Annotated in this window: 30 protein-coding genes; 25 read left to right on the top strand and 5 right to left on the bottom strand. The window is 38.4% G+C overall.

Features of this window, described 5'->3' with window-relative positions:
* The 9 genes from KKW16_RS08725 to KKW16_RS08685 form a co-directional block, all read left to right on the top strand.
* Window positions 1-2,009 (top strand): YadA family autotransporter adhesin (locus KKW16_RS08725; protein WP_215768193.1); only part of this gene is annotated, 2,009 nt, incomplete at its 5' end.
* Between the two features lie 128 nt (window positions 2,010-2,137).
* Entirely contained in the window at window positions 2,138-3,712 is a 1,575-nt protein-coding gene (locus KKW16_RS08720; protein ID WP_111408001.1) for a DNA recombination protein RmuC, read from the top strand.
* 183 nt (window positions 3,713-3,895) lie between these two features.
* A complete protein-coding gene (gene rbsD, locus KKW16_RS08715) occupies window positions 3,896-4,315 on the top strand; it encodes a D-ribose pyranase (protein WP_009499624.1) in 420 nt (139 codons plus the stop codon).
* 13 nt (window positions 4,316-4,328) lie between these two features.
* A complete protein-coding gene (gene rbsA / locus KKW16_RS08710; RefSeq protein WP_204713593.1) occupies window positions 4,329-5,810 on the top strand; it encodes a ribose ABC transporter ATP-binding protein RbsA in 1,482 nt (493 codons plus the stop codon).
* Between the two features lie 15 nt (window positions 5,811-5,825).
* Window positions 5,826-6,794 carry a ribose ABC transporter permease gene (gene rbsC, locus KKW16_RS08705; protein ID WP_204713592.1) on the top strand — a complete coding sequence of 323 codons (969 nt, stop codon included), beginning with the start codon at window positions 5,826-5,828 and terminating at the stop codon, window positions 6,792-6,794.
* A gap of 19 nt (window positions 6,795-6,813) precedes the next feature.
* Entirely contained in the window at window positions 6,814-7,692 is an 879-nt protein-coding gene (gene rbsB, locus KKW16_RS08700; protein WP_111407998.1) for a ribose ABC transporter substrate-binding protein RbsB, read from the top strand.
* Window positions 7,693-7,827: 135 nt separating this feature from the next.
* Window positions 7,828-8,748, top strand: a complete 921-nt coding sequence (gene rbsK, locus KKW16_RS08695) for a ribokinase (RefSeq protein ID WP_111407997.1) — start codon at window positions 7,828-7,830, stop codon at window positions 8,746-8,748.
* Between the two features lie 26 nt (window positions 8,749-8,774).
* On the top strand, window positions 8,775-9,779 hold the full coding sequence (locus KKW16_RS08690; protein ID WP_215768192.1) for a substrate-binding domain-containing protein: 1,005 nt from the start codon (window positions 8,775-8,777) through the stop codon (window positions 9,777-9,779).
* 109 nt (window positions 9,780-9,888) lie between these two features.
* Window positions 9,889-10,440: a TIGR00645 family protein gene (locus tag KKW16_RS08685; protein WP_048953172.1), complete on the top strand. Its 552-nt coding sequence runs from the start codon at window positions 9,889-9,891 to the stop codon at window positions 10,438-10,440.
* 127 nt (window positions 10,441-10,567) lie between these two features.
* On the opposite strand, the gene KKW16_RS08680 is transcribed toward KKW16_RS08685, so the two are convergent.
* A complete protein-coding gene (locus KKW16_RS08680; RefSeq protein ID WP_048953173.1) occupies window positions 10,568-11,992 on the bottom strand; it encodes a surface lipoprotein assembly modifier in 1,425 nt (474 codons plus the stop codon).
* 92 nt (window positions 11,993-12,084) lie between these two features.
* Between KKW16_RS08680 and KKW16_RS08675 the strand changes: the two genes are divergently transcribed.
* Entirely contained in the window at window positions 12,085-12,372 is a 288-nt protein-coding gene (locus tag KKW16_RS08675) for a type II toxin-antitoxin system RelB/DinJ family antitoxin (RefSeq protein ID WP_048953174.1), read from the top strand.
* Entirely contained in the window at window positions 12,372-12,662 is a 291-nt protein-coding gene (locus KKW16_RS08670; protein ID WP_048953175.1) for a type II toxin-antitoxin system RelE/ParE family toxin, read from the top strand. Before KKW16_RS08675 ends, KKW16_RS08670 begins: the two co-directional genes overlap by 1 nt.
* Window positions 12,663-12,778: 116 nt before the next feature.
* Here the strand turns inward: KKW16_RS08670 and KKW16_RS08665 are convergent, their stop codons facing one another.
* Window positions 12,779-14,308 (bottom strand): factor H binding protein domain-containing protein, encoded by a 1,530-nt coding sequence (locus KKW16_RS08665; RefSeq protein ID WP_215768191.1) that lies wholly within the window; start codon window positions 14,306-14,308, stop codon window positions 12,779-12,781.
* Between the two features lie 131 nt (window positions 14,309-14,439).
* Between KKW16_RS08665 and KKW16_RS08660 the strand changes: the two genes are divergently transcribed.
* Window positions 14,440-14,850 carry a helix-turn-helix domain-containing protein gene (locus KKW16_RS08660; RefSeq protein ID WP_048952540.1) on the top strand — a complete coding sequence of 137 codons (411 nt, stop codon included), beginning with the start codon at window positions 14,440-14,442 and terminating at the stop codon, window positions 14,848-14,850.
* Window positions 14,851-15,078: 228 nt separating this feature from the next.
* Here KKW16_RS08660 and KKW16_RS08655 read toward each other — a convergent pair whose 3' ends face one another.
* Window positions 15,079-16,281 (bottom strand): aromatic amino acid transporter, encoded by a 1,203-nt coding sequence (locus tag KKW16_RS08655; RefSeq protein WP_215768190.1) that lies wholly within the window; start codon window positions 16,279-16,281, stop codon window positions 15,079-15,081.
* A gap of 184 nt (window positions 16,282-16,465) precedes the next feature.
* Between KKW16_RS08655 and KKW16_RS08650 the strand changes: the two genes are divergently transcribed.
* Complete coding sequence (locus tag KKW16_RS08650) at window positions 16,466-17,329, top strand: YicC/YloC family endoribonuclease (RefSeq protein ID WP_046939605.1); 864 nt, start codon at window positions 16,466-16,468, stop codon at window positions 17,327-17,329.
* Between the two features lie 9 nt (window positions 17,330-17,338).
* Entirely contained in the window at window positions 17,339-18,178 is an 840-nt protein-coding gene (ygfZ, locus tag KKW16_RS08645; protein WP_111407992.1) for a CAF17-like 4Fe-4S cluster assembly/insertion protein YgfZ, read from the top strand.
* A gap of 52 nt (window positions 18,179-18,230) precedes the next feature.
* Here ygfZ and trmL read toward each other — a convergent pair whose 3' ends face one another.
* Both trmL and rsmD read right to left on the bottom strand, forming a co-directional pair.
* Window positions 18,231-18,713 carry a tRNA (uridine(34)/cytosine(34)/5-carboxymethylaminomethyluridine(34)-2'-O)-methyltransferase TrmL gene (trmL, locus tag KKW16_RS08640; protein WP_048952544.1) on the bottom strand — a complete coding sequence of 161 codons (483 nt, stop codon included), beginning with the start codon at window positions 18,711-18,713 and terminating at the stop codon, window positions 18,231-18,233.
* A 10-nt stretch (window positions 18,714-18,723) separates the two neighbouring features.
* Complete coding sequence (gene rsmD / locus KKW16_RS08635) at window positions 18,724-19,305, bottom strand: 16S rRNA (guanine(966)-N(2))-methyltransferase RsmD (protein WP_048952545.1); 582 nt, start codon at window positions 19,303-19,305, stop codon at window positions 18,724-18,726.
* 96 nt (window positions 19,306-19,401) lie between these two features.
* Here rsmD and ftsY point away from each other — a divergent pair, with 96 nt between their 5' ends.
* The 11 genes from ftsY to rpsC all read left to right on the top strand — a co-directional run bounded on the left by ftsY (window position 19,402) and on the right by rpsC (window position 26,759).
* Window positions 19,402-20,748 (top strand): signal recognition particle-docking protein FtsY, encoded by a 1,347-nt coding sequence (gene ftsY, locus KKW16_RS08630; RefSeq protein WP_165818760.1) that lies wholly within the window; start codon window positions 19,402-19,404, stop codon window positions 20,746-20,748.
* An 18-nt stretch (window positions 20,749-20,766) separates the two neighbouring features.
* The gene (gene ftsE, locus KKW16_RS08625) at window positions 20,767-21,423 is read left to right on the top strand and encodes a cell division ATP-binding protein FtsE (protein ID WP_005635730.1); all 657 of its coding nucleotides are present in this window, start codon (window positions 20,767-20,769) and stop codon (window positions 21,421-21,423) included.
* A 9-nt stretch (window positions 21,424-21,432) separates the two neighbouring features.
* Entirely contained in the window at window positions 21,433-22,365 is a 933-nt protein-coding gene (ftsX, locus tag KKW16_RS08620; RefSeq protein ID WP_048952547.1) for a permease-like cell division protein FtsX, read from the top strand.
* Window positions 22,366-22,681: 316 nt separating this feature from the next.
* Complete coding sequence (rpsJ, locus tag KKW16_RS08615; protein ID WP_001181005.1) at window positions 22,682-22,993, top strand: 30S ribosomal protein S10; 312 nt, start codon at window positions 22,682-22,684, stop codon at window positions 22,991-22,993.
* 16 nt (window positions 22,994-23,009) lie between these two features.
* The gene (rplC, locus tag KKW16_RS08610) at window positions 23,010-23,636 is read left to right on the top strand and encodes a 50S ribosomal protein L3 (RefSeq protein WP_215768189.1); all 627 of its coding nucleotides are present in this window, start codon (window positions 23,010-23,012) and stop codon (window positions 23,634-23,636) included.
* A gap of 15 nt (window positions 23,637-23,651) precedes the next feature.
* Window positions 23,652-24,254: a 50S ribosomal protein L4 gene (gene rplD, locus KKW16_RS08605; RefSeq protein WP_005625901.1), complete on the top strand. Its 603-nt coding sequence runs from the start codon at window positions 23,652-23,654 to the stop codon at window positions 24,252-24,254.
* Complete coding sequence (gene rplW, locus KKW16_RS08600; protein WP_005625900.1) at window positions 24,251-24,550, top strand: 50S ribosomal protein L23; 300 nt, start codon at window positions 24,251-24,253, stop codon at window positions 24,548-24,550. The genes rplD and rplW overlap by 4 nt, the downstream gene beginning before the upstream one ends.
* Before the next feature lie 17 nt (window positions 24,551-24,567).
* Window positions 24,568-25,389, top strand: coding sequence for a 50S ribosomal protein L2 (gene rplB / locus KKW16_RS08595; RefSeq protein ID WP_005625898.1), 822 nt, complete (start codon window positions 24,568-24,570; stop codon window positions 25,387-25,389).
* A gap of 25 nt (window positions 25,390-25,414) precedes the next feature.
* Window positions 25,415-25,690, top strand: coding sequence for a 30S ribosomal protein S19 (gene rpsS / locus KKW16_RS08590; protein ID WP_005539416.1), 276 nt, complete (start codon window positions 25,415-25,417; stop codon window positions 25,688-25,690).
* 11 nt (window positions 25,691-25,701) lie between these two features.
* Complete coding sequence (gene rplV / locus KKW16_RS08585) at window positions 25,702-26,034, top strand: 50S ribosomal protein L22 (protein WP_005625897.1); 333 nt, start codon at window positions 25,702-25,704, stop codon at window positions 26,032-26,034.
* A gap of 17 nt (window positions 26,035-26,051) precedes the next feature.
* Window positions 26,052-26,759: a 30S ribosomal protein S3 gene (gene rpsC, locus KKW16_RS08580; RefSeq protein ID WP_005625894.1), complete on the top strand. Its 708-nt coding sequence runs from the start codon at window positions 26,052-26,054 to the stop codon at window positions 26,757-26,759.
* The last annotated feature ends 5 nt before the right edge of the window (window positions 26,760-26,764 follow it).

The raw sequence follows: 26,764 nt of genomic DNA, 5'->3' as shown, positions 1-26,764 counted from the left end.
AGGCGAGTTCAACCGCTGCTGAAACAGAGGTTGAAAACGGCAAAACTGTCAACTTTGATGCAGGCAAAAACTTAACAGTGAAACAAACAGTTGATGCAACATCAAAAAATCACACTTATAGTTTTGCGTTGAAAGATGATGTAGTGATTGGTGCTAAAGGTGAGAATGGTAAAGACGGCATTGATGGCTCTATCGGCGTAAACGGTAAAGATGGTTCTGCGGTTGCAATCAACGGTAAAGACGGTTCTATCGGCTTAAATGGTAAAGATGGTAAAAACGGTTTAACCATTAAAGGTCAAGATGGCAAAGTGGGCGTGGATGGCAAAGATGGTGAAACACGTCTAGTTTACGTTGAGAAAGCTGACCCAACTAAACCGGGAAGCACTGATAAAACTCACAAATTGGCAACGCTTGATGATGGTATGAAATATGGGGGCGATATTGGCGAGGTTGCCAATGTCAAACTTAATAAACAAGTGGATATAAAAGGTGGCGTTACGGATAAAACCAAGTTGTCTGACAACAATATTGGTGTAGTTTCAACACCTAATGCAACGACAGGTGGTACAGAATTAACCGTAAAACTGGCAAAAGAACTGAAAGGTTTAACTTCTGCCGAGTTTAACGATGGCAAGGATAAAACCAAAACGGAAATTACCCATAATGGTATAGCCATTACCCCTGTGAATCCAGAAAATGGCAAAACATCGGTTACTTTAACTGATAAAGGCTTAAACAACGGCGGCAACACAATAACCAATGTTGCAGAAGGTAAAAATGGTACTGATGCAGTAAATGTGAACCAATTGAATAAAGTAGAAGCTAAAATCAATGAGGGCGGATTAACTTTCGCAGGTAATAGTGGTACACCTCATAAAGCGAACTTAAACACAACTGTTAATATTAAAGGTGGTAAAGATAATACTGATGCTACACAATTTGACGATGGTAAAAATGTAATGACAACAGTAAATAAGAATACTGTTACTGTCGCCATTAAGAAAACACCTGAAGTTGAGGGCATCAACATCATTGATAAAGACGGTAAGGTAAAAGTTAAATTAACTCAAACAAATGAAGGTTTGAAAGTATCTGATGGTAACGATAAGGAAACACGTATTACCAATGTTGCAGAAGGTAAAAATGGTACTGATGCAGTAAACGTCAAACAATTAAATGCTGCGAAAACTGAAGTTACCGCAGGGGATAATATTGATGTGGTTTCACGTACAGGTGCTAATGGTCAAACTATCTATAAAGTGAGTGCAAAAGGTATTAATGATACTTCTGCAGCAGTTAAAGCTGGTTCTAATCACGTTGAAGTGACAAAAGCTGCTAATACGCATAAAGATGGTTCAACAACTGTTACTGACTATACCGTTGATCTTTCAAAGGAAACGAAAGAAGATATCAAGAAAGGTGTAGATGCGCATACAGAAGTCACCACGAAAGGTTTAACCTTTAATGCAGATCACGGCACTACTGGTGTGAAAAAACTAGGTAGCAAGGTGGCTGTTAATGGTGATGGTAAAAACATTACCACGACTGCAGATGAAAACGGTGTTAAAGTATCGATGAAAGATGATATTAAAGTAAACTCTGTCACTGCAAAAGAAGTGAAAGTAGGTGACGTTAATATCAACGAAAACGGTATCAACGCTGGTGGTAAACGTATTACCAATGTTGCACCAGGTAAAGATGGCACTGATGCTGTGAATGTAAACCAATTGAAATATGTTGCAGGTAATATCAGCAATCAAATCAATAATGTTGATAAAGGCTTACGTGCAGGTATTGCAGGTGCTTTAGCATCCGGTGGGTTATATCATGTTACGACAGCAGGTAAATCTATGGTGTCTGTCGGTGCAGGTACATATCGTGGACAAAATGCGTTGGCAGTAGGTTACTCTCGCTTATCAGATAATGGTAAAGTTGGGGTTAAATTCACAGTAAACAGCAATTCACAAGGCCACTCTGGCGCAAGTGCAAGTGTTGGCTACCAATGGTAATTAACTTGTAAGTAAAATAAAAACCCGGCGAAAGTCGGGTTTTTATTTAATTGAGATTATCGCCTTCCATAGAAGGAGATAGACGGATTTCTATGTTACAATTCAGACCTTAAATTAAAGGGGGAGTTATGTGGGATATGTCGTTATTATGGGTGATGGGGGTTGTTTCTATTGTCTTGATTTTACTGCTGATTCTGTTTCAGCAGAAATATGCTTTACTTCATAAAACACTTCATAAAACCACAGAAGACTATAATCAACTGGCATCAAAATTTGATGGGATAAATAGCCTTAAAAATCAATTAGAACAGCAAATTATTAAAGCTCAAACAGAAAGCCAAGGGTTACAAATTCGCTTGAATGAACGAGATGAAAAAATTTACTATCTTACCCAAGAATTAGATGAGGAGCAGGCTCGCCATTCCGCCATCGCGGAGCAAATTACCGCATTAAAAGAACGCTTCGGGATTGCTTCTGCGCAAGCAGAAAGTTTGAATGCCCAATTGCAACATAGCCAAAGCCAGTTATCTCGTAAAGAACAGGAACAACAACATTTAACCGAAAAATTGACCGCACTTTCTCAAGAGTTAACAGGATTAAAAACAACTTTAGCAGAAAAAGAAAAACATTTTTCCGCGCAACAACAGAACTTTGAACAATCTAAGCAGCAGTTGAGCGTGGAATTTCAAAATCTAGCCAATCGGATTTTGGATGAAAAAAGTCGCTCATTTAGTCAATCAAATCAAACAGCATTGGAAACGTTGCTCAAGCCTTTCCGTGAGCAAATTGAAGGTTTTCAAAAACGTGTCAATGAAATTCACTCCGAATCCGTGAAAGGTAATGCAGGCTTGGAAGCTGAAATTAAAAAAGTGCTGGAAATTGGCCTGAATATGTCGCAAGAGGCGAGTAATTTGACTTCTGCGCTGAAAGGCGAAAAGAAAACTTTAGGTAATTGGGGCGAAGTGCAATTAGAACGAGCGTTGCAACTGGCTGGGCTTGAAGAAAATGTGCATTACCGCGCGCAAGCACATTTTAAAGATGAACAAGGCGGGCGCAATTACCCTGATTTTGTGTTGAATTTACCTGATGAAAAACACTTAATTATCGACAGCAAAATGTCATTGGTGGCTTACGAAAGTGCGGTGAATTCTGAGGATGATTTTGAACGTGAGCGTTTATTAAAAGAACATATATCCGCATTGAAAAGCCATATTAATGATCTGCATAAAAAAGATTACAGTAATTTGATTGGCATGCGTAGCCCGAATTTTGTTCTTATGTTTATTGCGGTGGAACCCGCATATATTGAGGCTTTAAAATCTGATCCTGCTTTATTTAATTACGGTTATGAACGTAATGTCATTATGGTCTCTCACACCACCTTAATGCCGATTTTACGCACCGTAGCAAATTTGTGGCGCATCGAACGTGGTAATGCCGAGGCAAAAGAAATCGCTGAAAAAGCGGGTGAAATTTATAACCAAATTTGCTTGGTCGCAGAACGTTTAAGTAAGCTCGGCAATACGCTTTCCACTGTTAGCAATCAATACAACAGCACAGTAACCGCACTTGTTGGTCAACAAGGCTTGGTGGGCAAAGTAGAACGATTTAAAACCCTTTCCGCAAAAGCGAATAAAACGATGCCCGATGTGGAGTTATTGAATAATCAGATCGATTTGGCTAGGTTGGATACGTTGAACTAAGATAATTTCAAATAATTTATTCTCCGATTGAATGTGAATTTGGTCGGAGAATTTTTTATTTTATCTAAACAAAAAATTTTGTGATTAATATCTCAAATTTGAAATTTCTCAGTTGTTTTTCTGTTTTTGTTCTTTATATTTATCTTATCGAAACGTTTCGATAAAGGTGGAAAGAGGAAATATATGAAAAAAACAATGTTATTAAATGCTCAACTTTCTCGTTGTATCGCTTCTCTTGGTCACACAGAAAGTTTGACGATTTGTGATGCGGGGCTTCCTATTCCATTAAGTGTGGAACGTATAGATCTGGCATTAACTGCGGGAGTGCCAAGTTTTTTACAAACTTTAGATACTGTGATCACTGAGATGTATGTCGAGCGAGTAGTGATTGCTGAAGAAATTAAAGAAAAAAATCCTGAAATTTTTACCGCACTTTTATCTAAACTTAGTCAAATTGAGACTAATCAAGGTAATAAGGTTCAGATAGAGTTTGTATCACATGAAACTTTTAAAAAATATACACACCAAAGCAAAGCGATTGTTCGAAGTGGTGAGTGTTCTCCTTATGCCAATATAATTTTATATTCTGGTGTGCCATTTTGATTTAGGTGAAATTATGGAAACCTTACTTAAAATTTCTGGCATTGATAAATCTTTCCCTGGCGTGAAGGCTTTAAGTAATGCCTGTTTATCAGTTTATTCTGGTCGAGTTATGGCATTGATGGGGGAAAATGGTGCAGGTAAATCGACTTTGATGAAGGTGCTTACTGGTATTTATTCTAAAGATGCTGGCACCATTGAGTATCTCAGTAAGGAAGTGACCTTTAAAGGCCCAAAAGAATCACAAGAGGCGGGTATTAGTATTATTCACCAAGAGCTGAATTTGGTCGGTAATCTCACTATTGCTGAAAACATTTTCCTTGGTCGTGAATTTAAAACCTCATGGGGGGCAATTAATTGGCAAAAAATGTATACCGAGGCAGATAAACTGTTAGCTCGTTTAGGTGTAACCCATAGTAGTAAAAAATTATGCTCAGAACTTTCTATTGGTGAACAGCAGATGGTTGAGATTGCAAAAGCACTCAGTTTTGAATCTCAAGTAATCATTATGGATGAACCAACGGATGCATTAACCGATACTGAAACAGAGTCTTTATTTAATGTTATTCGTGAACTTAAAGCTGAAAATCGTGGCATTGTTTATATTTCCCATCGTTTAAAAGAAATTTTTCAGATTTGCGATGATGTAACGGTTCTGAGAGATGGGCAATTCATTGGTGAGCGTGTAGCAGCTGATATTGTTGAAGACGATTTAATTGAAATGATGGTAGGGCGTCGCTTAGATGAACAATATCCACACTTGGCACGGAAAAAAGGTGAATGTGTGTTGAGCGTAGAGCATCTGAGTGGTAGTGGCATTGATGATGTTTCATTTACACTTCATGCTGGCGAGATTGTGGGCGTTTCCGGTTTAATGGGCGCAGGAAGAACGGAGCTTGGAAAGTTACTTTACGGCGCATTACCAAAAACAAGCGGTAAAGTGCGGTTAAAAAATCAGGATATTGAGAATCACACCCCGCAAGATGGTTTAGATAATGGCATCGTGTATATATCTGAAGATCGTAAAGGTGATGGTTTAATTTTAGGAATGTCGGTAAAAGAAAATATGTCGCTAACATCTCTCGATCATTTTTCTAACAGAGGAAATATTCGTCATCAAGCAGAAAAAATGGCAGTCGATGATTTTATTTTGATGTTTAATATTAAGACCCCTAGTCGTGATCAACAGGTAGGTTTACTGTCTGGTGGAAATCAACAAAAAGTGGCAATTGCTCGTGGATTAATGACTCGCCCAAATGTGTTGATTTTAGATGAACCTACTCGTGGTGTAGATGTTGGTGCTAAGAAAGAAATTTACCAGCTTATTAACGAGTTTAAGAAGGATGGTTTGAGTATTTTGATGATTTCATCGGATATGCCAGAGGTGCTTGGTATGAGTGATCGAGTGTTGGTAATGCGTGAAGGTAAAATTAGTGCAGAATTTTCTCGTGAAGAGGCAACACAAGAAAAGTTATTAGCAGCAGCTATTGGTAAATAAGAGTAGGTAAGTATGATGAAAAATGAAACATCTAATTTTCAAATAGGAAGATTTTTGATTGAACAGCGTTCTTTTATTGCGTTGATTATTCTTATCGCAATTGTATCAGTGATTAATCCTGATTTTTTTAGCGTAGATAATATTTTGAATATTTTACGTCAAACTTCAGTTAATGCGATTATTGCAGTTGGGATGACCTTTGTTATCTTAATTGCGGGAATAGATCTTTCTGTTGGATCTGTATTGGCATTGACTGGTGCTATTGCAGCCTCAATGGTAAGTATTGAATTGCCTATTTTTTTAGTCGTTCCTGTTGTTTTATTGATTGGAACACTTCTTGGTGGTGTAAGTGGTGTAATTGTTGCAAAAGGAAAAGTTCAGGCTTTTATTGCTACCTTGGTTACCATGACCTTACTGCGTGGTATAACAATGGTTTATACAGATGGTCGTCCTATTACGACAGGTTTCTCCGATAATGCGGATATATTTGCTGGTATTGGTACTGGATATTCCTTAGGTATTCCGGTACCAATTTGGATTATGAGCGCTGTGTTTGCAGTAGCTTGGTATATTTTGAAACACACACCAATCGGTCGCTATATTTATGCTTTAGGTGGAAATGAGGCGGCGACCCAACTTTCTGGTATTAACGTCAATAAAATCAAAGTATTTGTTTTTGCGGTGAGTGGTTTCCTTTCTGCATTAGCAGGTTTAATTGTTACTTCACGTTTATCCTCTGCACAACCGACAGCTGGTGTATCTTATGAATTGGATGCTATTGCTGCTGTTGTTGTTGGGGGAACAAGTTTGATGGGTGGTAAAGGTCGTGTAATGGGAACCCTCATTGGCGCATTAATCATTGGTTTTTTAAATAATGCATTAAATTTATTAGATATTTCATCTTACTATCAGATGATAGCAAAAGCGTTGGTTATTTTGGTTGCCGTTTTAGCCGATAACTATCTTGGTTCGAAAAAACTGTAATTCACTTCAAGGAGAAATTATGAAAAAACTAACCGCTCTTACTTCTGCTGTATTATTAGGTTTGGCTGTTACTGGTTCAGCATCTGCACAAGACACGATCGCTTTAGCCGTGTCTACATTAGATAATCCATTTTTTGTCACATTAAAAGATGGCGCCCAGAAAAAAGCTGATGAATTAGGCTATAAATTAGTCGTGCTTGATTCACAAAATGACCCAGCTAAAGAACTTGCTAATGTTGAAGATTTAACAGTGCGTGGTGCAAAAGTACTATTGATCAATCCAACTGATTCTGAAGCTGTTGGTAATGCAGTGGCGATTGCAAACCGTAATCATATTCCAGTTATTACATTAGATCGTGGTGCAGCTAAAGGAAAAGTAGTAAGTCATATCGCATCTGACAATATAGCAGGCGGAAAAATGGCAGGGGATTTCATTGCACAAAAATTAGGTGATGGAGCTAAGGTTATCCAACTTGAAGGTATTGCAGGTACATCTGCAGCGCGTGAACGAGGTGAAGGTTTTAAACAAGCCATCACTGCACATAAGTTTAATGTATTAGCTAGTCAGCCTGCGGACTTTGATCGTACAAAAGGTTTGAATGTAACGGAAAATTTGCTTGCCTCAAAAGGAGATGTACAGGCTATTTTTGCTCAAAATGATGAGATGGCATTAGGTGCATTACGGGCAATTAAAGCATCTAACAAAAAAGCCCTTGTTGTGGGATTTGATGGTACAGATGATGGTGTTAAAGCGGTGAAAGGTGGAAAAATGGCTGCAACTATTGCACAACAACCTGATCTTATTGGTTCATTGGGTGTTGTTACAGCTGATAAAATCTTAAAAGGTGAAAAAGTGGAATCAAAAATCCCAGTAGATTTAAAAGTAATTAGTGAATAGTTATTGTATCACTTTGTATCTCCCCCTTGCTTATATGCGACAGACTACATTAATGGCAGGGGGAGTTCCAGTTTCTTCAGATCCATGTCTCTTTAAATTTATAAAGACAAATTTTAATTGTTCAAGGAGTTTAACATGAACAAAAAACTCATCGTTCTTGGCAGTATTAATGCTGATCATGTGATTTCTGTTCCTTATTTTTCTAAGCCTGGTGAAACATTAACTGGTGATAATTACCAGCTTATCTATGGTGGAAAAGGTGCAAATCAGGCGGTGGCTGCTGCTCGGTTAGGGGCAAATGTAGAGTTTATTGGCTGTGTTGGCTCCGATGTTATAGGCGAAACAATGAAAAATGCATTTTCACAAGAGGGAATTGATACGATAAATATTCATTCTATTTCTCAAGAAATGACGGGAATGGCATTTATTCAAGTAGCTCAATCAGGTGAAAATAGCATTGTATTAGCTCGTGGAGCAAACGCATATTTAGATGAAAAATTGGTACAGCATAGTGAAGCAAAAATTGCTCAATCTAATTATTTGTTAATGCAGTTAGAAACACCTATTTCAGGTGTGGAGCTCGCTGCAAAAATTGCTCAAGAAAATGGTGTGAAAGTCGTACTAAATCCTGCGCCTGCGAGAGATTTATCGGACACCTTATTAAGTATGATTGATATCATTACACCAAATGAAACAGAAGCTGAAATCCTTACTGGTGTACGAGTGAGTGATGAACAAAGTGCGGTGGAAGCTGCTCAAGTTTTCCATAAAAAAGGAATTGATTGTGTCATGATTACATTAGGTGAGAAAGGTGTATTTGTTAGCCAAAATGGTGAAACTCGTATAATTAACGGTTTCCGTGTAAAAGCAGTAGATACAACGGCTGCGGGTGATACATTTAATGGTGGATTTGTTACAGCCTTGCTAGAAGGTCAATCCTTTGAAAAGGCCGTTAGATTTGGTCAGGCGGCAGCAGCGATTAGTGTAACACGTAAAGGCGCTCAACCATCTATTCCTACTCGTCAAGAAACATTAGAATTTCTGGCTCATGTTTAAAGTGCGGTCAATTTTTTAGGTGTTTTATGGCAACAATGAAAGATATTGCTCGATTGGCGCAAGTATCTACGTCTACTGTTTCTCATGTGATTAATGGATCTCGTTTTGTCAGTGATGAAATTCGAGATAAGGTAATGCGTATAGTTGTTGAACTTAATTATACGCCTTCTTATATAGCTCGTAGCTTAAAGGTAAAAACGACAAAAACGATAGGGTTGCTTGTTACTGCGACTAATAATCCTTTTTTCTCTGAAGTTATGACTGGAGTGGAGCAATATTGTCAGAAAAATCAATATAATCTCATTATTGCTACAACGGGTGGTGATTCCAAGCGTTTACAGCAAAATCTACAAACCTTAATACATAAACAAGTAGATGGTGTATTACTGATGTGCGGAGATAGTCGTTTTCAGGCGGATATGGAGCTTGAAGTATCTTTGCCTTTAGTTGTGATGGATTGGTGGTTTACCGAGTTAAATGCAGACAAAATTCTAGAGAACTCAGAATATGGCGGTTATCTTGCAACGAAATCTATGGTTGATGCTGGACACCAGAAAATTGGCATTATTACGGGTAATCTCAGAAAGTCAGTAGCTAAAAATCGTTTGCAGGGATATAAGAAAGCTTTGTCTGAAGCTAATATAGTTTTAAATCCTGATTGGATTGTAGAAAGTCATTTTGATTTTAAAGGAGGGATCGTTGGGGCGCAAAAACTGCTTTCGTTATCTGATAGACCGACCGCTATTTTTTGTTGTAGCGATACTATTGCCATTGGTGCCTATCAGGCAATTCAGAATCAAGGTTTACGTATTCCGCAAGATATTTCTATCATGGGATACGATGATATTGAATTAGCTCGTTATCTTTTTCCTTCTTTATCTACAATCAGTCAACCTAAAGCTGAATTAGGTAAGCTTGCTGTTGAGACTTTATTGCAACGTATACAAGAACCCAATGAAAATTACCGCACTTTAGTGTTAGAGCCGGCCTGTATTTTGAGAGAATCAGTTTCCTCCCCTTCAAATGTATAAATAAAATAACAATAACTCGATTTCTTTATTGCTATTTTCAAAAAAACTGCTATCTTCCTGCAGTTTTTTTATTTATTTAACCAACTATTTAATTTAGGAATAAAATCAGATGGAAGAAAATAAACCTGTTGATCTTTATGCGAAATATAACGAACAATCGAATATTATCGCGAAAATAATTTTTGGTAGTCGCTGGTTGCAAGTACCGATTTATTTGGGTTTGATTGTCACCCTTGCGATCTACTCTTATAAGTTCATTAAAGGCTTGTGGGCATTGGTGATTAATGTCAATGAGATGGATTCCAACACGATTATGTTGGGTGTGTTGAATTTGATTGATGTCGTGATGATAGCAAACTTGCTTGTGATGGTGACTATCGGTGGCTATGAAATTTTTGTATCCAAACTGCGTACGCGTAATCACCCCGATCAGCCTGAATGGATGAGCCATGTAAATGCGACGGTATTGAAGGTTAAACTTTCTATGTCTATTATCGGTATTTCATCTATCCATATGTTGCAAACCTTTGTGAACGCAAGTAATACACCAGAAAAAACGATGATGTGGCAATTATTGTTACATTTGGGCTTTTTGGTGTCGGCAATTGCTTTGGCTTATACGGATAAAATTTTGTATAGCACAAGCCATAAAACGCATTAAAAAATTTATCATGTGATAACATTATTCAAAATTCATCTGTTTAATTATAAAAATCTGCACCTGAATGGTTATTTAGTCCAACATTTAGGTGCAGATCAATCTGTAAACGGTTATTGGTATTCTGAACTTAAAAATCTTTTTCCACAGAAATAAACCATTCCCCACTTTTTCTTGAATAAAATTCTGGAATATTGCTATCAATTTTACGATAACGATAATTCAACTTCGGCACAAAACCTAACCATTGCAAACGGTTATTCCCAATCGACACATTCAAGCTATATTCTTTATCTTGGCGTTTTTTGGTTGGAAAATAAAAATTCTCCGCACGAAAATCTCGCTTCACATAACGTAAGCTAATATGGCTGACAAACTCTTTAAGTTTCCACACCGAACCGATATTTACCCCACGGCGAAGCGAAGATTCCGCTTTATCTTTGCTACGATCAACACTGCCTTCCACACCACTAAAAAGCAACCAATTCGGCTTGGCTTGATAACTTAACGTAAGTGAAACACCGTTCAGATAACCATTATGACGACGAGCGACAGAAGCATCGGCATAGCGTTTTTGTGTATGCGAAAACGATCCTGAAATTGCCCAGTAAGCGGTCAATTCTCGACGAAAATCTGCAACTGCCCCGTAATTTTTGCTATAACGTGGTGAACCGAGCCAGTTCTGTTCAAAAAATGGGGAAAACCCGACCGCTTGCAATGCCGAACGGTAACGATAGCCAAGCGAAGCATAAAGTGATTTTTCGCTGTAATCTTGGTTATCCCAATAATGCACGCCACTAAAGCGACCATTTGCTGTAACAAAATGATTACCGGATATGTTCAATTCTCGGTTTACGCCCACACCGTAGCGGAAGCCGTGTGCCTTTTGTGGTAAAGATTCCTCATCTTTTTTAAATCTCAATCCTCTCAATATAATATCTTGCTGAGAAGATGCGTTATTTACGTTATCGGTTTGGGTATATTGTAGCTCCATATCAGGCTGCCAGCTTTGCCGCTCCGCCATTGCCTGCATATAACGTTCGGTAAGCTGCTGCATTTGTGGTGAAAGTTCGGGTTTAGCATGTTCCAACTCTGCTTTCGCTTGGCGATATTGCTTGTTTTCAAACAACATCACACCCAAATCAAAACGCGGATAAGCCAACTCTGGCTTCTCGTCTAAAATCTGCTGATAAAGTGAAATTGCCTGTGCGTATTCTTTTTCTGCCCACAACATCGCTCCCATTGCGTAACGATAAAGCGTTTCATCATAATTCGCCTGCTGTTGATACAACGGCAGAATCTGCTTCAATAAATGCCATTGTTGCTTTACTACACCATAGTTAATCAACTTCTCGAGCTTGGTTTTGGTGCTGTCTGCATTAGAAAGAGCAAATGAAGATGTGGGTACACTCTCTGCTTTAGACTGTGTTTTTATTTGCGGCTCTGCCTGTTTTGGCAAAACGTTGTTCTCAAAGAATACAGGTTGAGGAGCGTGAAAGGTTTCCGCTTGTGTTGCAAGCGGTAGAATAATAATGAAATTTGCGAGTTTTTTCATAGTAAATTTATTCGTAAGTAAACATTGTTTTACAATGCAAGACATTCTATCTATAATAATTTGTACCGCATTGTTAGACCAAGGAGATAATTATGGCAATAACACAAAATGCATCTTTTAGCTTTCGTTTATCAGAAAATTTAAAACAAGAGGCATTTAATGTAATTGAACATTACGGTTTTACCCCTTCACAGGTGTTTAATTTATTCTTAACAGAAATTGCGAATACAAAAACGATTCCAGTAAATCTTTCTTATTTGAAACCAAATGCTGAAACATTACGTGCTATGCAAGAAGCTGAAAATGGTGATGTTGATATCATTAGTGAAGCAAATTTCGAAGCCAATATTATGGAAAATCTATTAAAATCAGTGAAATAATGGATATGGGATCAGTTAAAACATTAAAAGTAACTGCAACTAAAACATTTCAACGAGATATTAAAAAGCTCACAGCTAAGCAACAATTCTCAGTAGAAATGACCGAGGTTTTGTATCTTTTACAAAGAAATCGACCGCTTCCAAAAAAATACTTAGATCACTCACTACAAGGTGAAATGCAAGGTTATCGTGACTGCCATATTTTTAACGATCTTGTGCTGATTTACCAAATTATTGATGACGAAGAACTAAAGCTCATTCGTATCGGTTCACATTCGGAAATTTCCTAATAGTTAAATGCCGTTTAAATCCACTTTAAACGGCATTTTCTTGTAGGGGTAAATCGCATTTGCTCTAAAACATCGCTGGAATATCAGGGCGAATGTAATTCGCCCCTACAGAAAGGTTATTTTTGAATTTCACCGCGGGTGCCGCCAAAGCCAAACACATCTTTTCCATCAAAGGAAACCTTACCACCAATTTCTTCTGCATTTTTGCCGAAGAAATCTAATGAGTAAGAGCCTGATTTATAGCTTTGTGTTGCAGTAGATGAAATACCTGCTCCAGAAATAGAGCCTTGTGCTAGTGCAATATCATTTCCTAAGCCTGTAATACTGCCTGAACCTGTTCTATCTGCGAAGTTTACCTCGTAAGATAAGTTCCCTTCTTTTGGTGAATCTACAAAGTCGTATTTATCACGAGTGCTACCAAACCATTCTTCAGTGCCTACTTTTTTATACTCTTGTGCTAAAGTGCCATTAAAGGCTTTACCAGTATATGTTGCAGTACCTTCAGTTGGAATTGCGGAAATTTCTGTTTTTAATCCTTTTACATTAATATCAGTAACTCGGTTATCTGAGAAGATATAGCCAGTGTTATTATTGTAAGATACTTGTCCATTATAATCGCCAATAACGACAGAATATTTTTGGTTATAAACCATATTACGAGAAATATTCTCGTTTGTTAGTCTATTGCTAATGCTTTTAGAACCACTGCCATCTCTATGTGTAATACTTCCTTCAGGATATGAATGAGAAGAAATACCTTTTAGTTGATCAATTTCTCGCTGTAATTTTTCTGCTTTATCTTGTTCAACAGCATTATTTAAAGCCGATTGCCACTCTGATTTATCAGTATTTAAATTCGATCCTGCAAATTTTTGAGCTTTATCATCATCTAAACCGGCCTGTTTAGCTAAAGCGGTCAATTCTTCTGTTAATTTAGCAATTCTTGCTTCTTCGGCTTTACGAGCTTCTTCAGCTTTACGAGCTTCTTCGGCTTTACGAGCTTCTTCAGCTTTACGAGCTTCTTCGGCTTTACGAGCTTCTTCGGCTTTACGAGCTTCTTCAGCTTTACGAGCTTCTTCGGCTTTACGAGCTTCTTCAGCTTTACGAGCTTCTTCAGCTTTACGAGTTTCTTCGGCTTTACGAGCTTCTTCGGCTTTACGAGCTTCTTCAGCTTTACGAGCTTCTTCGGCTTTACGAGCTTCTTCAGCTTTACGAGCTTCTTCAGCTTTACGAGCTTCTTCGGCTTTACGAGCTTCTTCGGCTTTACGAGCTTCTTCAGCTTTACGAGCTTCTTCAGCTTTACGAGTTTCTTCGGCTTTACGAGCTTCTTCAGCTTTACGAGCTTCTTCAGCTTTACGAGCTTCTTCAGCTTTACGAGCTTCTTCAGCTTTACGAGCTTCTTCAGCTTTACGAGCTTCTTCAGCTTTACGAGCTTCTTCAGCTTTGCGAGCTTCTTCAGCTTTACGAGCTTCTTCAGCTTTGCGAGTTTCTTCAGCTTTCTTAGCATCATTTACTTGCTGACGACTTTGTTCATTTTGAGCGGTTGGTTGATTGGTGTTTAGTGTGCTTGAATTGCCACCACTACTTCCACAGCCTGTTAATACAGCTAAAAGTGCTGTTGCAATAGTTACATTTTTTAATTTCATAGAGCCTCAATAAATAAAAGTAGGAGAAAAAATCCAAAACCATTATAATTTGGCAAAAATTATGTACAATAAACCAACAGTTACAGTTAGTTACCTAATTAAGATAACAGTTTACCTTGAGAGGGCAATGTATGAAAATTAATGAGAAAATCCGTCAGTTACGCGAACAACACCAGTTATCGCAAGAAAATATGGCGGATAAATTAGGGATGTCAGTAACGGGATATGGGAAAATTGAACGAGGTGAAGTGCGTTCAAATCTATCTCGTTTAGAACAGATCTCTGAAGTATTTAATATGGATATTTGTGAGTTGCTCTCTATGGGGGGAGCTGAAAAAGTGTATTTTAATAATACAGTAACTGAATCAAGCAACTCAAATAATTTTTTGTTTGCAATTGGAAATGAAAATTTAGAAAAAACTATTCAACAATTACAATTAATATTAAGCCATAAAGATGAATTATTGGTTCAAAAAGATAAAATTATAAATGGGTTAGAAAGAGAAATTGCGTTATTAAGAAAATTAAAAGAAAATCAATGATTTAGTTTTTTATAAAGATAAGTAGCAGCTTATGGTGTAATTTTATTTGTTCTTCGTTTTAATAGCTAATATAAAGTTTGATGATTTCGTTTATTTATTCAAATTCCTTGCCATAAAAATATTCTTCTTTTCAGTCCAAGATTATAAAAAATCTGTACCTCAATTAGTTATTTAGCCTAACTTTTGGGGTACAGATTAATTGAATGATGTTTTTTGATATTTATATTATTAACCCACAACAAATGGCAAGTAACCCGCACGAATCGCAAATGGAATGGATGTAATGATTACGCCTAATACCAATACGATAATTAAAGTTAGATTTCCTCCCCATACTTTGTATGGCAAATTGGTGTGAGCTCGACGAGCTTTCCAAACCAGACTCACTGGCAATACTACGGCATAGAATGCAAACATTTGGCCCGCGTAGCCTAGCGCTAAAATGAAACCTTCAGGATAGAAAAGCGCAAAGACGAGTGGTGGAATGAACGTCATTAAGCCAAGTGAGATGCGCCCTGCAGAAATATTAAAGGATCGTTTTAATAAATCTTCGATACATTCCAACAAGCCAAGCCCTACGCCTAAGAAAGAAGTAACCAGCGCCAAAGTTGAGAATAATTTTACCGCACCTGCGATCATGTTACTGCCAGTGATAGCAAGCGTTGCTTTTACTAAACCATTTAAGGTGGCATCTTCTTTTAAGATTTGTAAGAACTCATTTTGTGTGAGTAAGCCGTGCGTCGACATTTGCCACAAAATATAAGCGCAAAGGGTAATGGCTGAACCGACCAAAATAGAAATGCGTAATGCTTTTACGTTACCGTCTAAGTATTTATTTAAACTTGGAATAGAACCGTGGAAACCAAATGCCGTGAAAAAGACAGGACTTGCAGAGATAATTAAAGCGTTATCAATTGGTGTCGCCATTAAGTTATCAAATTTGATTGCTGGCAACATTAAGCTTAACACCACAGCAAAGGCCGCAAGCATCACAAAAAATAACACGCGATTAATTTTATCTACGCTATGTGTGCCGATGACAATAAATGAACCGAAAATCACGGTAAATAATAAGATGCTAACTTTATCGCCAAAACTTTCTGGTAATAAATCTTTTAGTAGTGAACCGCCACCGCTGATATAAGCGGCAATTAATGCGTATAAGAAAATAATTAGCACGGCTGTGGCAATAATGCGTCCTGCTTTACCAAAATATTGTTCAGCGAGTGTGCCGATACCCGCATCACTTTCCGCAGTTTGATAGAGCTCAACGAATAAAAGTGCGCTAAAAGTTAATAATGCCCAAAGCCCTAATAATAAGACTAAAGTAAAGCCGAATCCGATACCGGCGGAAGTGAGTGGCATAGCCAACATTCCCGCGCCAATCATCGTGCCGGCAACGAGAAGTGTGCTGCCTACAGTTTTGTTCATGTTTGCCCCTTATGGTGTAATGTAAAATTTACAATTATTGTATTTTAAAATTTACAGAGTGTAAACAACAGAATACAAAATATCTTTATTATTCACCGCACTTTTCTTTTCCCTTTCTGTGTTCATCTCGTTAAAATACTTAGCGAATCAACTAAGACAAAGCTAAGACAAAATAGGAGAGCTTATGATTTACAGTATGACCGCCTTTGCACGCCTTGAAGTGAAAAAAGATTGGGGCGATGCGGTATGGGAAATTCGTTCCGTTAACCAACGTTATTTAGAAAACTTTTTCCGTTTGCCCGAGCAATTTCGCGGATTAGAAAACACGTTGCGTGAGAAACTTCGTCAAAGTCTTACTCGCGGTAAAATTGAATGTTCTTTGCGCATTGAAACAAAAAAACAAACAAATGCAGAATTGAATTTAAATAAAGAGCTTGCGAATCAAGTTATTCAATCTTTACAATGGATTAAAGCTCAGGCTGGAGAAGGTGAAATTAATTTGACGGATGTCTTGCGTTATCCCGGTGTGGTGGAAGCGCAAGAGCAAGACTTAGATGCGATTAGTCAAGATTTGTTGACAGCCTTTGATGATTTGCTGACAGATTTTATTGCAATGCGTGGTCGTGAAGGGGAAAAACTGAACGATATTATTCAACAACGCTTGGATGCTATTGCCGTGGAAGCGGATAAAGTGCGGTCACAAATGCCGGCAGTTTTACAATGGCAGCGTGAACGTTTATTGCAGCGTTTTGAAGATGCTCAAATTAATCTTGATCCGCAACGTGTGGAACAAGAAATGATTTTATTGGCTCAACGTGTTGATGTAGCGGAAGAGCTTGACCGCCTGCAAATGCACGTGAAAGAAACCACGAATATTTTGAAAAAAGGCGGTGCAGTTGGTCGTAAATTAGATTTTATGATGCAAGAATTGAATCGTGAATCCAATACCCTTGCGTCCAAATCCATTAATGCCGATATCACGGCTTCTGCGGTTGAGCTAAAAGTGCTTATCGAACAAATGCGTGAGCAAATTCAGAATTTAGAATAGGAAAGTAGAATGTCTCAATTTATTTCTCTTACTCAATATCAACTGATTGAGGCACATGGTGTGGATGCAGAAAAATATTTGCAAGGGCAGTTAACGACGGATGTTATGCGATTAGCAAGTGGAGCAACAACACTTACTGCTCACTGTGATCCAAAAGGTAAAATGAATGCAATTTACCGTTTGTTTAAAATAAGTAGTGAACAATTCTTTTTACTCGTTAAGAAAGATCTTTTGCCAAGTGGGCTAGATGCCTTGAAAAAATATGCGGTATTTTCCAAAGTGAGTTTTGATTTACGTGATTGGCAAATCATTGGCGTGATAGGTGAAAAATGTGGAAAAATTACACCGCAATTTTCCTTGGAAATTGATGGACAACGTTCAATTTTATTGAATGAAACCGAATTGCCAGTGAATTTTAGTGGCGATGAAAAAATTTGGGATGTAGCCGATATTCAATCGGGATTGCCAAATTTAAGCTCACAAACGCAAAATGAATTTATCCCACAAGCGCTAAATTTACAGGTAATTGAGCAAGCCATTTCTTTTACTAAAGGTTGCTATATTGGGCAAGAAACCGTAGCTCGTGCGAAATATCGTGGTGCGAATAAACGCTCAATGTTTGTCTTTAAAGCTCAAACCCAGCAGGAAGTGGAAATTGGCAGTGAAATCGAAATGCAGATTGAATCTAATTGGCGAAAAACCGGCACGATTACAAGTGCGGTTAATTTAGATGGTGTTTTATGGTTGCAAGTTGTGATGAATAACGACACGACAGCTCAACAAAAATTTCGCTTACTAAATGGGGTAGCGCTAGAGTATGTCGTATTGCCTTACTCACTGGGTGAATAAGGCAGTTTAAAAAAACAGGTGATCGAGTTGATTTTATCGGTCACCTATTTTTTTATTTGGCTTCAGGTAAATTGATTGCGCCTTCATAGCCTAATTGTCGCCAAGCTTCATAAACCGTTACTGCGACTGAATTAGACAAGTTCATACTGCGACTATTGGCTGTCATTGGAATACGGATTTTTTGTTCCATCGGCATTTCATTTAAAATTGACATTGGAATACCACGAGTTTCTGGGCCAAACATTAAATAATCACCAAGTTCAAACTTCACTTGGCTATGTGCTGGACTGCCTTTTGTTGTAAGTGCAAAGAGACGTTTGGGTTTTTCGCTTTCTAAAAAGGCTTCAAAAGTCTTGTGGCGTTTGATTTCCGCAAATTCGTGATAATCCAAACCTGAGCGGCGTAAGCGTTTATCATCCCAAGTGAAACCTAGCGGTTCAATTAAGTGCAAGCGAAATCCTGTATTGGCGCAAAGGCGGATAATATTGCCCGTATTTTGGGGAATTTCTGGTTCGTATAAAACAATATCTAACATAATTTTTTCTCTAATTTTGATATAAACGATAACTCACCATTCCTGTCGTTTTTTCTTTCAATAACGTCCAGTTTTGAGGTGTGATGAGTGGTTTATCTTTCTCTGTTTCTACGTAAATTAACGCATTGGGTTTTAGCCAATTATTTTCACAAAGCAAATTAATTGCTTGTTCTGCCAAATTAAAATGAAAGGGTGGATCTAAAAACACGATATCAAAGTGCGGTTGATTTTGTGGCTGTTTTAGAAAATCCAAACTACTTTGATTAATCACTGTAGCCTGTTCTGATGAGCATTTGAGCGTTTGCAAATTCTTTTTTAATTGATTGGCGACGGTTTTATCTAATTCTAAAAAAGTCACCTTTTTCGCTTGGCGAGAAAGTGCTTCAAAACCTAATGAACCACTTCCCGCAAAGCCATCTAAACATTCAGACTGATGGATATAAGGCATTAACCAATTAAAAAGCGTTTCTTTCACTCTATCGCCAGTCGGGCGTAAGCCTTCTGAATTTAATACTGGAAGTTTTCGCCCTCGCCATAGCCCAGCAATAATGCGAACCTCGCCCTTTGCATTTGGCGTTTGTATTTTTTTCATAAAGATTCGATTTTTATTGAAAATTGTGCTTAGTTTAGACGATTTTTTGCTAGAATAAACGACATTTTTATCGGATTACAGTTAAGAGAGCATTTTATGGCTGAAGAAAATAAAAAAGGCGGATTTTGGGCGTCGTTATTTGGGCGTAATAAAAAGCAAGATGAACCTAAAATTGAGCCGACAATTGAAGAAGAAAAGATTAAAGATATCGAGCCATCTATTGAAAAACTTGAAACTCATGATTTAGTTGAAGAACCGTCTGAATTAGAGGCAGTAGAAAGTGCGGTGGATTCTAAGCCGTTTTTAGCTGAAAGTATTGAGACGAATGAAATAGTTGAAGAAGAAAAAATACAGGAAATTTCAACCGAATTTGAGCCAGTCGAAGAAATCATCGAATTAAAAAATTTAGAAGATGATCTTCCGGTTACAGAAGCCGTGGTTGAATCTGAAATTGTTGAAGATATTAAAGATGAGCTTCAGCCTGTTGTTGAAATTGAAACTCGCGAAAAGCCAAGTGAAGGGGGCTTTTTTAGTCGTTTAGTTAAGGGATTACTGAAAACCAAACAAAATATTGGCGCAGGTTTTCGTAGTTTTTTCTTAGGAAAGAAAATTGATGACGAGTTGTTTGAAGAATTAGAAGAACAACTTTTGATTGCGGATATTGGCGTGCCGACAACAAGTAAAATCATCAAAAATTTGACTGAACATGCAAGTCACAAAGAATTACAAGATGCTGAGCTTTTATATCAACAATTAAAAGCAGAAATGGCGGATATTCTTGAGCCAGTGGCACAGCCTCTTGTGATTGATACTACGAAGAAACCTTATGTTATTTTAATGGTGGGCGTAAATGGCGTAGGTAAAACGACGACAATTGGTAAGCTTGCACGTAAATTTCAGGCTGAAGGAAAATCGGTGATGCTTGCGGCGGGCGATACTTTCCGTGCGGCGGCTGTTGAGCAGCTTCAAGTTTGGGGAGAACGCAATCACATTCCAGTTGTTGCGCAAAGCACTGGCTCTGATTCTGCATCGGTGATTTTTGATGCGATGCAATCAGCGGCTGCACGTAATATTGATATTCTTATTGCGGATACAGCGGGTCGTCTACAAAATAAAAATAACTTAATGGACGAACTGAAAAAAATTGTTCGTGTTATGAAAAAATATGATGAAACTGCTCCACATGAAATTATGCTTACGCTGGATGCTGGGACAGGACAAAATGCTGTTAGCCAAGCGAAGTTATTTAATGAGGCTGTCGGTTTAACAGGGATCTCTCTAACTAAATTAGATGGCACGGCAAAAGGCGGCGTGATTTTTGCCATAGCCGATCAGTTTAAGTTGCCTATTCGCTATATCGGTGTAGGTGAGAAAATTGAAGATTTACGTGAGTTTAATGCCAAAGAATTTATTGAGGCATTATTCGTTCATGAAGAAGAATAAAAAGAATAAGGAAAAATTGTGATTAAGTTCTCAAATGTTTCTAAAGCCTATCATGGTGCAACGCAGCCCGCGTTACAAGGCTTGAATTTTCATCTTCCAGTGGGAAGTATGACTTACTTAGTTGGGCATTCAGGCGCAGGGAAAAGTACATTACTCAAGCTTATTATGGGGATGGAAAAAGCCAACGCGGGTCAAATTTGGTTTAACGGACACGATATTACTCGCTTGTCAAAATATGAAATTCCATTTTTGCGTCGCCAAATTGGTATGGTTCACCAAGATTATCGTTTATTAACAGATCGTACGGTGGTGGAAAATGTGGCATTGCCATTGATTATTGCAGGTATGCATCCAAAAGATGCGCATACACGTGCGATGGCATCTTTAGATCGTGTAGGGTTGCGTAATAAAGCGCACTATTTGCCACCACAAATTTCTGGAGGGGAGCAGCAACGCGTTGATATTGCACGTGCGATTGTGCATAAACCTCAACTCTTACTAGCGGATGAACCAACGGGTAATTTAGACGATGAACTTTCTTTAGGCATTTTTAATTTGTTTGAAGAATTTAATCGCCTCGGAATGACCGTGTTAATTGCTACTCACGACATTAATTTAATTCAACAAAAACCAAAACCTTGTCTTGTACTTGAACAAGGTTATTTACGTTATTAAGGAATAATCATGAGCCGACCAACGGATGCATCCTTTTTTGTTCAAATAGCCTATACTTTGCGTGCAGTATGGACGGATTTATGGCAACGTAAATTTGGCACGCTGCTCACGATTTTGGTGATTGCTGTATCTCTGACAATCCCAACCGTGAGCTATTTAATGTGGAAAAATTTACATTTAGCAACCACTCAATTTTATCCTGAAAGTGAATTGACGATTTATCTTCATAAGAATTTAAGTGAAGAAGATGCGAATTTAGTGGTAGAGAAAATCCGTCAACAAGATGGAGTGGAATCACTGAATTATGTCTCTCGCCAAGAAAGTTTAAAGGAATTTAAAAGCTGGTCTGGCTTTGGTGAAGAATTAGAAATTCTAGATGATAATCCATTACCTGCGGTCGTTATGGTAAAACCAACGAGCGACTTTAATGTTTCAGAAAAACGTGATGAGTTACGTACCAATTTAACTAAAATTAAAGGGGTACAAGAAGTTCGCTTGGATAACGACTGGATGGAAAAATTAACCGCACTTTCTTGGTTAATTGCCCATGTGGCAATTTTCTGTACTGTATTAATGACGATAGCGGTATTTTTGGTTATTGGTAACAGCATTCGCTCTGATGTGTACAGTAGCCGATCAAGTATTGATGTGATGAAATTGCTTGGTGCAACAGATCAATTTATTCTTCGTCCTTATCTTTATACAGGGATGATTTATGCGGTGTTAGGCGGGTTAGTTGCAGCAATTTTTAGTAGCTTTATTATCAGCTATTTTACTTCTGCAGTGAAATATGTAACGGATATTTTTGCCGTTCAATTCAGTTTGAATGGATTAGGCGTTGGCGAATTTGTATTCTTATTAGTGTGCTGTTTAATTATGGGATATGTTGGTGCGTGGATTGTAGCAAAACGACATATTACGCTATTAGATAACCATCATTAATTTTAATATGTGAAGTGCGGTGATTTTTCTAAGTGTTCGATGAGAAAATATGGTGATAAATGACCGCACTTTTTATTTGCTTTGAATAAATCCCTTGCAATTTGTTTAACTTTTGTGTAGTATTTGCAGGCTTTCAATGTGAAAGCCGTTTAATGTAATCATTTATTAAACGTGCATGACGATATGTCACGCTAAACAATGTTTCCGATTTGGAGACTATATAACAGGTAACTTGCACCTCCTTTTCTATTTTGAAGTTAGAATTGTGATTGGTGTTAGTTTTTTATTAGCTAAATTTTATTGGAGCTCTGGTCTAATGCAGAACCAAAGAATCCGTATCCGCTTAAAAGCTTTCGATCACCGTTTGATCGATCAATCTACTGCGGAGATCGTAGAAACAGCTAAACGTACTGGTGCACAAGTTCGTGGTCCAATTCCTTTACCAACTCGTAAAGAGCGTTTCACCGTGTTGATTTCTCCACACGTAAACAAAGACGCACGTGACCAATACGAAATTCGTACTCACAAACGTTTAGTAGATATCGTAGAGCCAACAGAAAAAACTGTTGATGCATTAATGCGTTTAGATTTGGCTGCCGGCGTGGACGTGCAGATCAGCCTAGGTTAATTAAGAGGTTATTACAATGATTGGTTTAGTCGGTCGTAAAGTTGGTATGACCCGTATCTTCAATGAAGACGGTGTTTCTGTACCAGTTACCGTTATCGAAATCGAAGCCAACCGCGTAGCTCAAGTTAAAACTCTTGAAAACGATGGCTATACTGCAGTTCAAGTTACTACTGGTTCTAAAAAAGCGAATCGTGTAACTAAACCTGAAGCAGGCCATTTCGTGAAAGCAGGTGTTGAAGCTGGTCGCGGTTTATGGGAATTTCGTACTGAAGGTGAAGAATTCACTTTAGGTCAAGAAATCAATGTTGACATCTTTGCAGATGTTAAAAAAGTAGATGTTACCGGTACTTCTAAAGGTAAAGGTTTCCAAGGTGGTGTTAAACGTTGGAACTTCCGTACTCAAGATGCGACTCATGGTAACTCTTTATCACATCGTGTACTTGGTTCTATTGGTCAAAACCAAACTCCAGGTCGTGTGTTTAAAGGTAAAAAAATGGCAGGACATTTAGGTGCTGAACGTGTAACTGTTCAATCACTTGAAGTTGTTCGTGTAGATGCTGAGCGTAAATTGCTATTAGTAAAAGGTTCTGTACCTGGTGCTATCAATGGCGATGTTATCGTTAAGCCAGCAGTTAAAGCATAAGTCTAGGAGATAGAGATGGAATTACAAGTTGTAGGTGCAAACGCACTAACTGTTTCTGAAACTACCTTCGGACGTGAGTTTAACGAAGCGTTGATCCACCAAGTTGTTGTTGCTTATGCAGCAGGTGCGCGTCAAGGTACTCGTGCGCAAAAAACTCGTGCTGAAGTGTCTGGTTCAGGTAAAAAACCTTGGCGTCAAAAAGGTACAGGTCGTGCTCGTGCTGGTGATATCAAATCACCAATCTGGCGTTCTGGTGGTATAACCTTCGCGGCTAAACCACAAGATCACAGCCAAAAAGTGAACAAGAAAATGTACCGTGGTGCTATCAAAAGCATTCTTTCTGAATTAGTTCGTCAAGACCGTTTGGTTGTTGTTGAAAAATTCGAATTAGATGCACCAAAAACTAAAGTTTTAGTACAAAAATTAAAAGATTTAGCAGTTGAAGATGCATTAATTATCACAGCAAGTTTAGATGAAAATCTATTCTTAGCAGCACGTAACTTATACAAAGTTGATGTACGTGATGTTCAAGGTATCGATCCAGTTAGCTTAATCGCTTTCGATAAAGTGATTGTTACTGTTGACGCTGTGAAACAAATTGAGGAGATCCTAGCATGAGTCAAGAACGTTTGCTAAGCGTGCTACGTGCACCGCACATCTCTGAAAAAGCAACTAACAATGCTGAAAAATCTAACACTGTTGTACTTAAAGTTGCTTTAGATGCGAACAAAGCTGAAATTGCTGCTGCTGTTGCTCAATTATTTGAAGTAAAAGTTGACTCTGTTCGTACCGTGGTTGTTAAAGGTAAAACTAAACGCCGTGGTAGCAAAATGGGTCGTCGCAGCGACTGGAAAAAAGCTTATGTAACTTTAGCCGAAGGCCAAAACTTGGACTTCGTGGACAGTGCAGAGTAATCGGAGGAAATTAGAGAATGGCTATCGTTAAATGTAAGCCGACCTCCGCTGGTCGTCGTCACGTTGTTAAAATCGTGAACCCTGAATTACACAAGGGTAAACCTTACGCACCTCTTCTAGATACTAAGTCTAAAACTGGTGGTCGTAACAACTATGGTCGTATTACTACTCGTCACATTGGTGGCGGTCACAAACAACACTACCGTTTAATCGATTTCAAACGTAACAAGTTAGACATCCCAGCGGTTGTTGAGCGTTTAGAATATGATCCAAACCGTTCTGCTAACATTGCTTTAGTGCTTTATAAAGATGGTGAACGCCGTTATATCTTAGCACCTAAAGGTCTGTCAGTAGGCGATCAAATCCAAGCTGGCGTAAACTCACCAATTAAAGTGGGTAACTCATTACCAATGCGTAATATCCCAGTTGGTTCAACAGTACATAACGTTGAATTAAAACCAGGTAAAGGCGGTCAAATCGCTCGTTCTGCTGGTGCTTATGTACAAATCATCGCACGTGAAGGCAACTATGTAACTTTACGTTTACGTTCTGGCGAAATGCGTAAAGTATTAGCTGAATGTGTTGCAACAATCGGTGAAGTTGGTAACTCAGAACATATGCTTCGCGTATTGGGTAAAGCTGGTGCTAACCGCTGGAGAGGTATTCGCCCTACAGTTCGTGGTACTGCAATGAACCCAGTAGATCACCCACATGGTGGTGGTGAAGGTCGTAACTTTGGTAAACACCCAGTAACTCCTTGGGGCGTTCAAACCAAAGGTAAGAAAACTCGTCACAACAAACGTACTGATAAATATATCGTACGTCGTCGTGGCAAATAATAGATTAAATTAAAGAGGATTAGCCATGCCACGTTCTCTCAAGAAGGGTCCTTTCCTTGACCTACACTTGTTGAAGAAGGTAGAGAAGGCGGTGGAAAGCGGGGATAAAAAACCAATCAAAACTTGGTCCCGTCGTTCAATGATCATTCCATCAATGATCGGATTGACCATCGCAGTCCATAATGGTCGTCAGCACGTTCCTGTTTATGTATCTGATGAAATGATCGGTCATAAGCTTGGTGAATTTGCACCGACTCGTACATACCGCGGTCACGCGGCAGATAAGAAAGCTAAGAAATAAGAGGTAAATAGATGGAAACTATCGCAAAACATCGTTACGCTCGCACTTCTGCCCAAAAAGCTCGCTTAGTTGCCGATTTAATTCGTGGTAAAAAAGTTGCGCAAGCATTAGAAATCTTAACTTTCACTAACAAAAAAGCAGCAGCTTTAGTGAAGAAAGTTTTAGAGTCAGCTATTGCAAACGCAGAGCACAATGACGGTGCAGATATCGATGATCTTAAAGTTGCTAAAATCTTCGTTGATGAAGGTCCTAGCATGAAACGTGTTATGCCACGTGCTAAAGGTCGTGCAGATCGTATTTTAAAACGTACTAGCCACATTACTGTGGTTGTGTCAGATCGTTAATAAGTAGAGGAATAGCAATGGGTCAAAAAGTACATCCACATGGTATTCGCCTAGGTATTGTTAAACCTTGGAGCTCTACTTGGTTCGCGAATACACAAGACTTCGCTGACAATCTTGAAGGCGATTTCAAAGTACGCAAATTCTTAAATAAAGAATTAGCAAATGCTTCAGTTTCACGTATTACTATTGAGCGTCCAGCTAAAAGTATTCGTGTAACTATTCACACAGCTCGTCCTGGTATCGTAATCGGTAAAAAAGGCGAAGATGTTGAAAAATTACGTAACGCAGTGTCTAAAATCGCTGGTGTTCCTGCTCAAATCAACATTGCTGAAGTGAAAAAACCTGAATTAGATGCGAAATTAGTTGCAGATAGCATCGCTTCTCAATTAGAACGTCGCGTAATGTTCCGTCGTGCAATGAAACGTGCGGTACAAAGCGCAATGCGTTTAGGTGCTAAAGGTATCAAAGTTGAGGTTAGTGGTCGTTTAGGTGGTGCAGAAATCGCACGTTCAGAATGGTATCGTGAAGGTCGTGTACCTCTACATACTCTTCGTGCGGACATCGATTATAACACTGCAGAAGCTCATACAACTTACGGCGTAATCGGCGTTAAAGTATGGATCTTCAAAGGTGAAATTCTTGGTGGAATGGCTGCCGTTGCGCAATCAGAACAACAACCTGCCGACAAGCCTAAAAAGGCTCCTCGCGGTAAAGGTCGTAAGTAAGGAGA

Source organism: Haemophilus sp. SZY H8 (assembly GCF_018829755.1).
GTDB lineage: Bacteria > Pseudomonadota > Gammaproteobacteria > Enterobacterales > Pasteurellaceae > Haemophilus > Haemophilus haemolyticus_K.
The sequence above is the reverse complement of the archived record's forward strand: the minus strand, read 5'-3'. Positions and strand labels throughout refer to the sequence as shown.

What these genes read in the sequence shown, in the direction of transcription:
- ftsY (WP_165818760.1), top strand. Translation starts at nt 19,402, where the DNA reads ATGGCTGAAGAAAATAAAAAAGGCGGATTTTGGGCGTCGTTATTTGGG.
- rbsB (WP_111407998.1), top strand. Translation starts at nt 6,814, where the DNA reads ATGAAAAAACTAACCGCTCTTACTTCTGCTGTATTATTAGGTTTGGCT.
- rplD (WP_005625901.1), top strand. Translation starts at nt 23,652, where the DNA reads ATGGAATTACAAGTTGTAGGTGCAAACGCACTAACTGTTTCTGAAACT.
- rbsA (WP_204713593.1), top strand. Translation starts at nt 4,329, where the DNA reads ATGGAAACCTTACTTAAAATTTCTGGCATTGATAAATCTTTCCCTGGC.
- KKW16_RS08685 (WP_048953172.1), top strand. Translation starts at nt 9,889, where the DNA reads ATGGAAGAAAATAAACCTGTTGATCTTTATGCGAAATATAACGAACAA.
- KKW16_RS08670 (WP_048953175.1), top strand. Translation starts at nt 12,372, where the DNA reads ATGGATATGGGATCAGTTAAAACATTAAAAGTAACTGCAACTAAAACA.
- ftsX (WP_048952547.1), top strand. Translation starts at nt 21,433, where the DNA reads ATGAGCCGACCAACGGATGCATCCTTTTTTGTTCAAATAGCCTATACT.
- KKW16_RS08665 (WP_215768191.1), bottom strand. Translation starts at nt 14,308, where the DNA reads ATGAAATTAAAAAATGTAACTATTGCAACAGCACTTTTAGCTGTATTA.
- rbsK (WP_111407997.1), top strand. Translation starts at nt 7,828, where the DNA reads ATGAACAAAAAACTCATCGTTCTTGGCAGTATTAATGCTGATCATGTG.
- rbsD (WP_009499624.1), top strand. Translation starts at nt 3,896, where the DNA reads ATGAAAAAAACAATGTTATTAAATGCTCAACTTTCTCGTTGTATCGCT.
- rplB (WP_005625898.1), top strand. Translation starts at nt 24,568, where the DNA reads ATGGCTATCGTTAAATGTAAGCCGACCTCCGCTGGTCGTCGTCACGTT.
- trmL (WP_048952544.1), bottom strand. Translation starts at nt 18,713, where the DNA reads ATGTTAGATATTGTTTTATACGAACCAGAAATTCCCCAAAATACGGGC.
- rpsC (WP_005625894.1), top strand. Translation starts at nt 26,052, where the DNA reads ATGGGTCAAAAAGTACATCCACATGGTATTCGCCTAGGTATTGTTAAA.
- rpsJ (WP_001181005.1), top strand. Translation starts at nt 22,682, where the DNA reads ATGCAGAACCAAAGAATCCGTATCCGCTTAAAAGCTTTCGATCACCGT.
- rsmD (WP_048952545.1), bottom strand. Translation starts at nt 19,305, where the DNA reads ATGAAAAAAATACAAACGCCAAATGCAAAGGGCGAGGTTCGCATTATT.
- KKW16_RS08720 (WP_111408001.1), top strand. Translation starts at nt 2,138, where the DNA reads ATGTGGGATATGTCGTTATTATGGGTGATGGGGGTTGTTTCTATTGTC.
- KKW16_RS08655 (WP_215768190.1), bottom strand. Translation starts at nt 16,281, where the DNA reads ATGAACAAAACTGTAGGCAGCACACTTCTCGTTGCCGGCACGATGATT.
- KKW16_RS08650 (WP_046939605.1), top strand. Translation starts at nt 16,466, where the DNA reads ATGATTTACAGTATGACCGCCTTTGCACGCCTTGAAGTGAAAAAAGAT.
- rbsC (WP_204713592.1), top strand. Translation starts at nt 5,826, where the DNA reads ATGAAAAATGAAACATCTAATTTTCAAATAGGAAGATTTTTGATTGAA.
- KKW16_RS08690 (WP_215768192.1), top strand. Translation starts at nt 8,775, where the DNA reads ATGGCAACAATGAAAGATATTGCTCGATTGGCGCAAGTATCTACGTCT.
- KKW16_RS08660 (WP_048952540.1), top strand. Translation starts at nt 14,440, where the DNA reads ATGAAAATTAATGAGAAAATCCGTCAGTTACGCGAACAACACCAGTTA.
- KKW16_RS08675 (WP_048953174.1), top strand. Translation starts at nt 12,085, where the DNA reads ATGGCAATAACACAAAATGCATCTTTTAGCTTTCGTTTATCAGAAAAT.
- ygfZ (WP_111407992.1), top strand. Translation starts at nt 17,339, where the DNA reads ATGTCTCAATTTATTTCTCTTACTCAATATCAACTGATTGAGGCACAT.
- KKW16_RS08680 (WP_048953173.1), bottom strand. Translation starts at nt 11,992, where the DNA reads ATGAAAAAACTCGCAAATTTCATTATTATTCTACCGCTTGCAACACAA.
- rplW (WP_005625900.1), top strand. Translation starts at nt 24,251, where the DNA reads ATGAGTCAAGAACGTTTGCTAAGCGTGCTACGTGCACCGCACATCTCT.
- rplV (WP_005625897.1), top strand. Translation starts at nt 25,702, where the DNA reads ATGGAAACTATCGCAAAACATCGTTACGCTCGCACTTCTGCCCAAAAA.
- rplC (WP_215768189.1), top strand. Translation starts at nt 23,010, where the DNA reads ATGATTGGTTTAGTCGGTCGTAAAGTTGGTATGACCCGTATCTTCAAT.
- rpsS (WP_005539416.1), top strand. Translation starts at nt 25,415, where the DNA reads ATGCCACGTTCTCTCAAGAAGGGTCCTTTCCTTGACCTACACTTGTTG.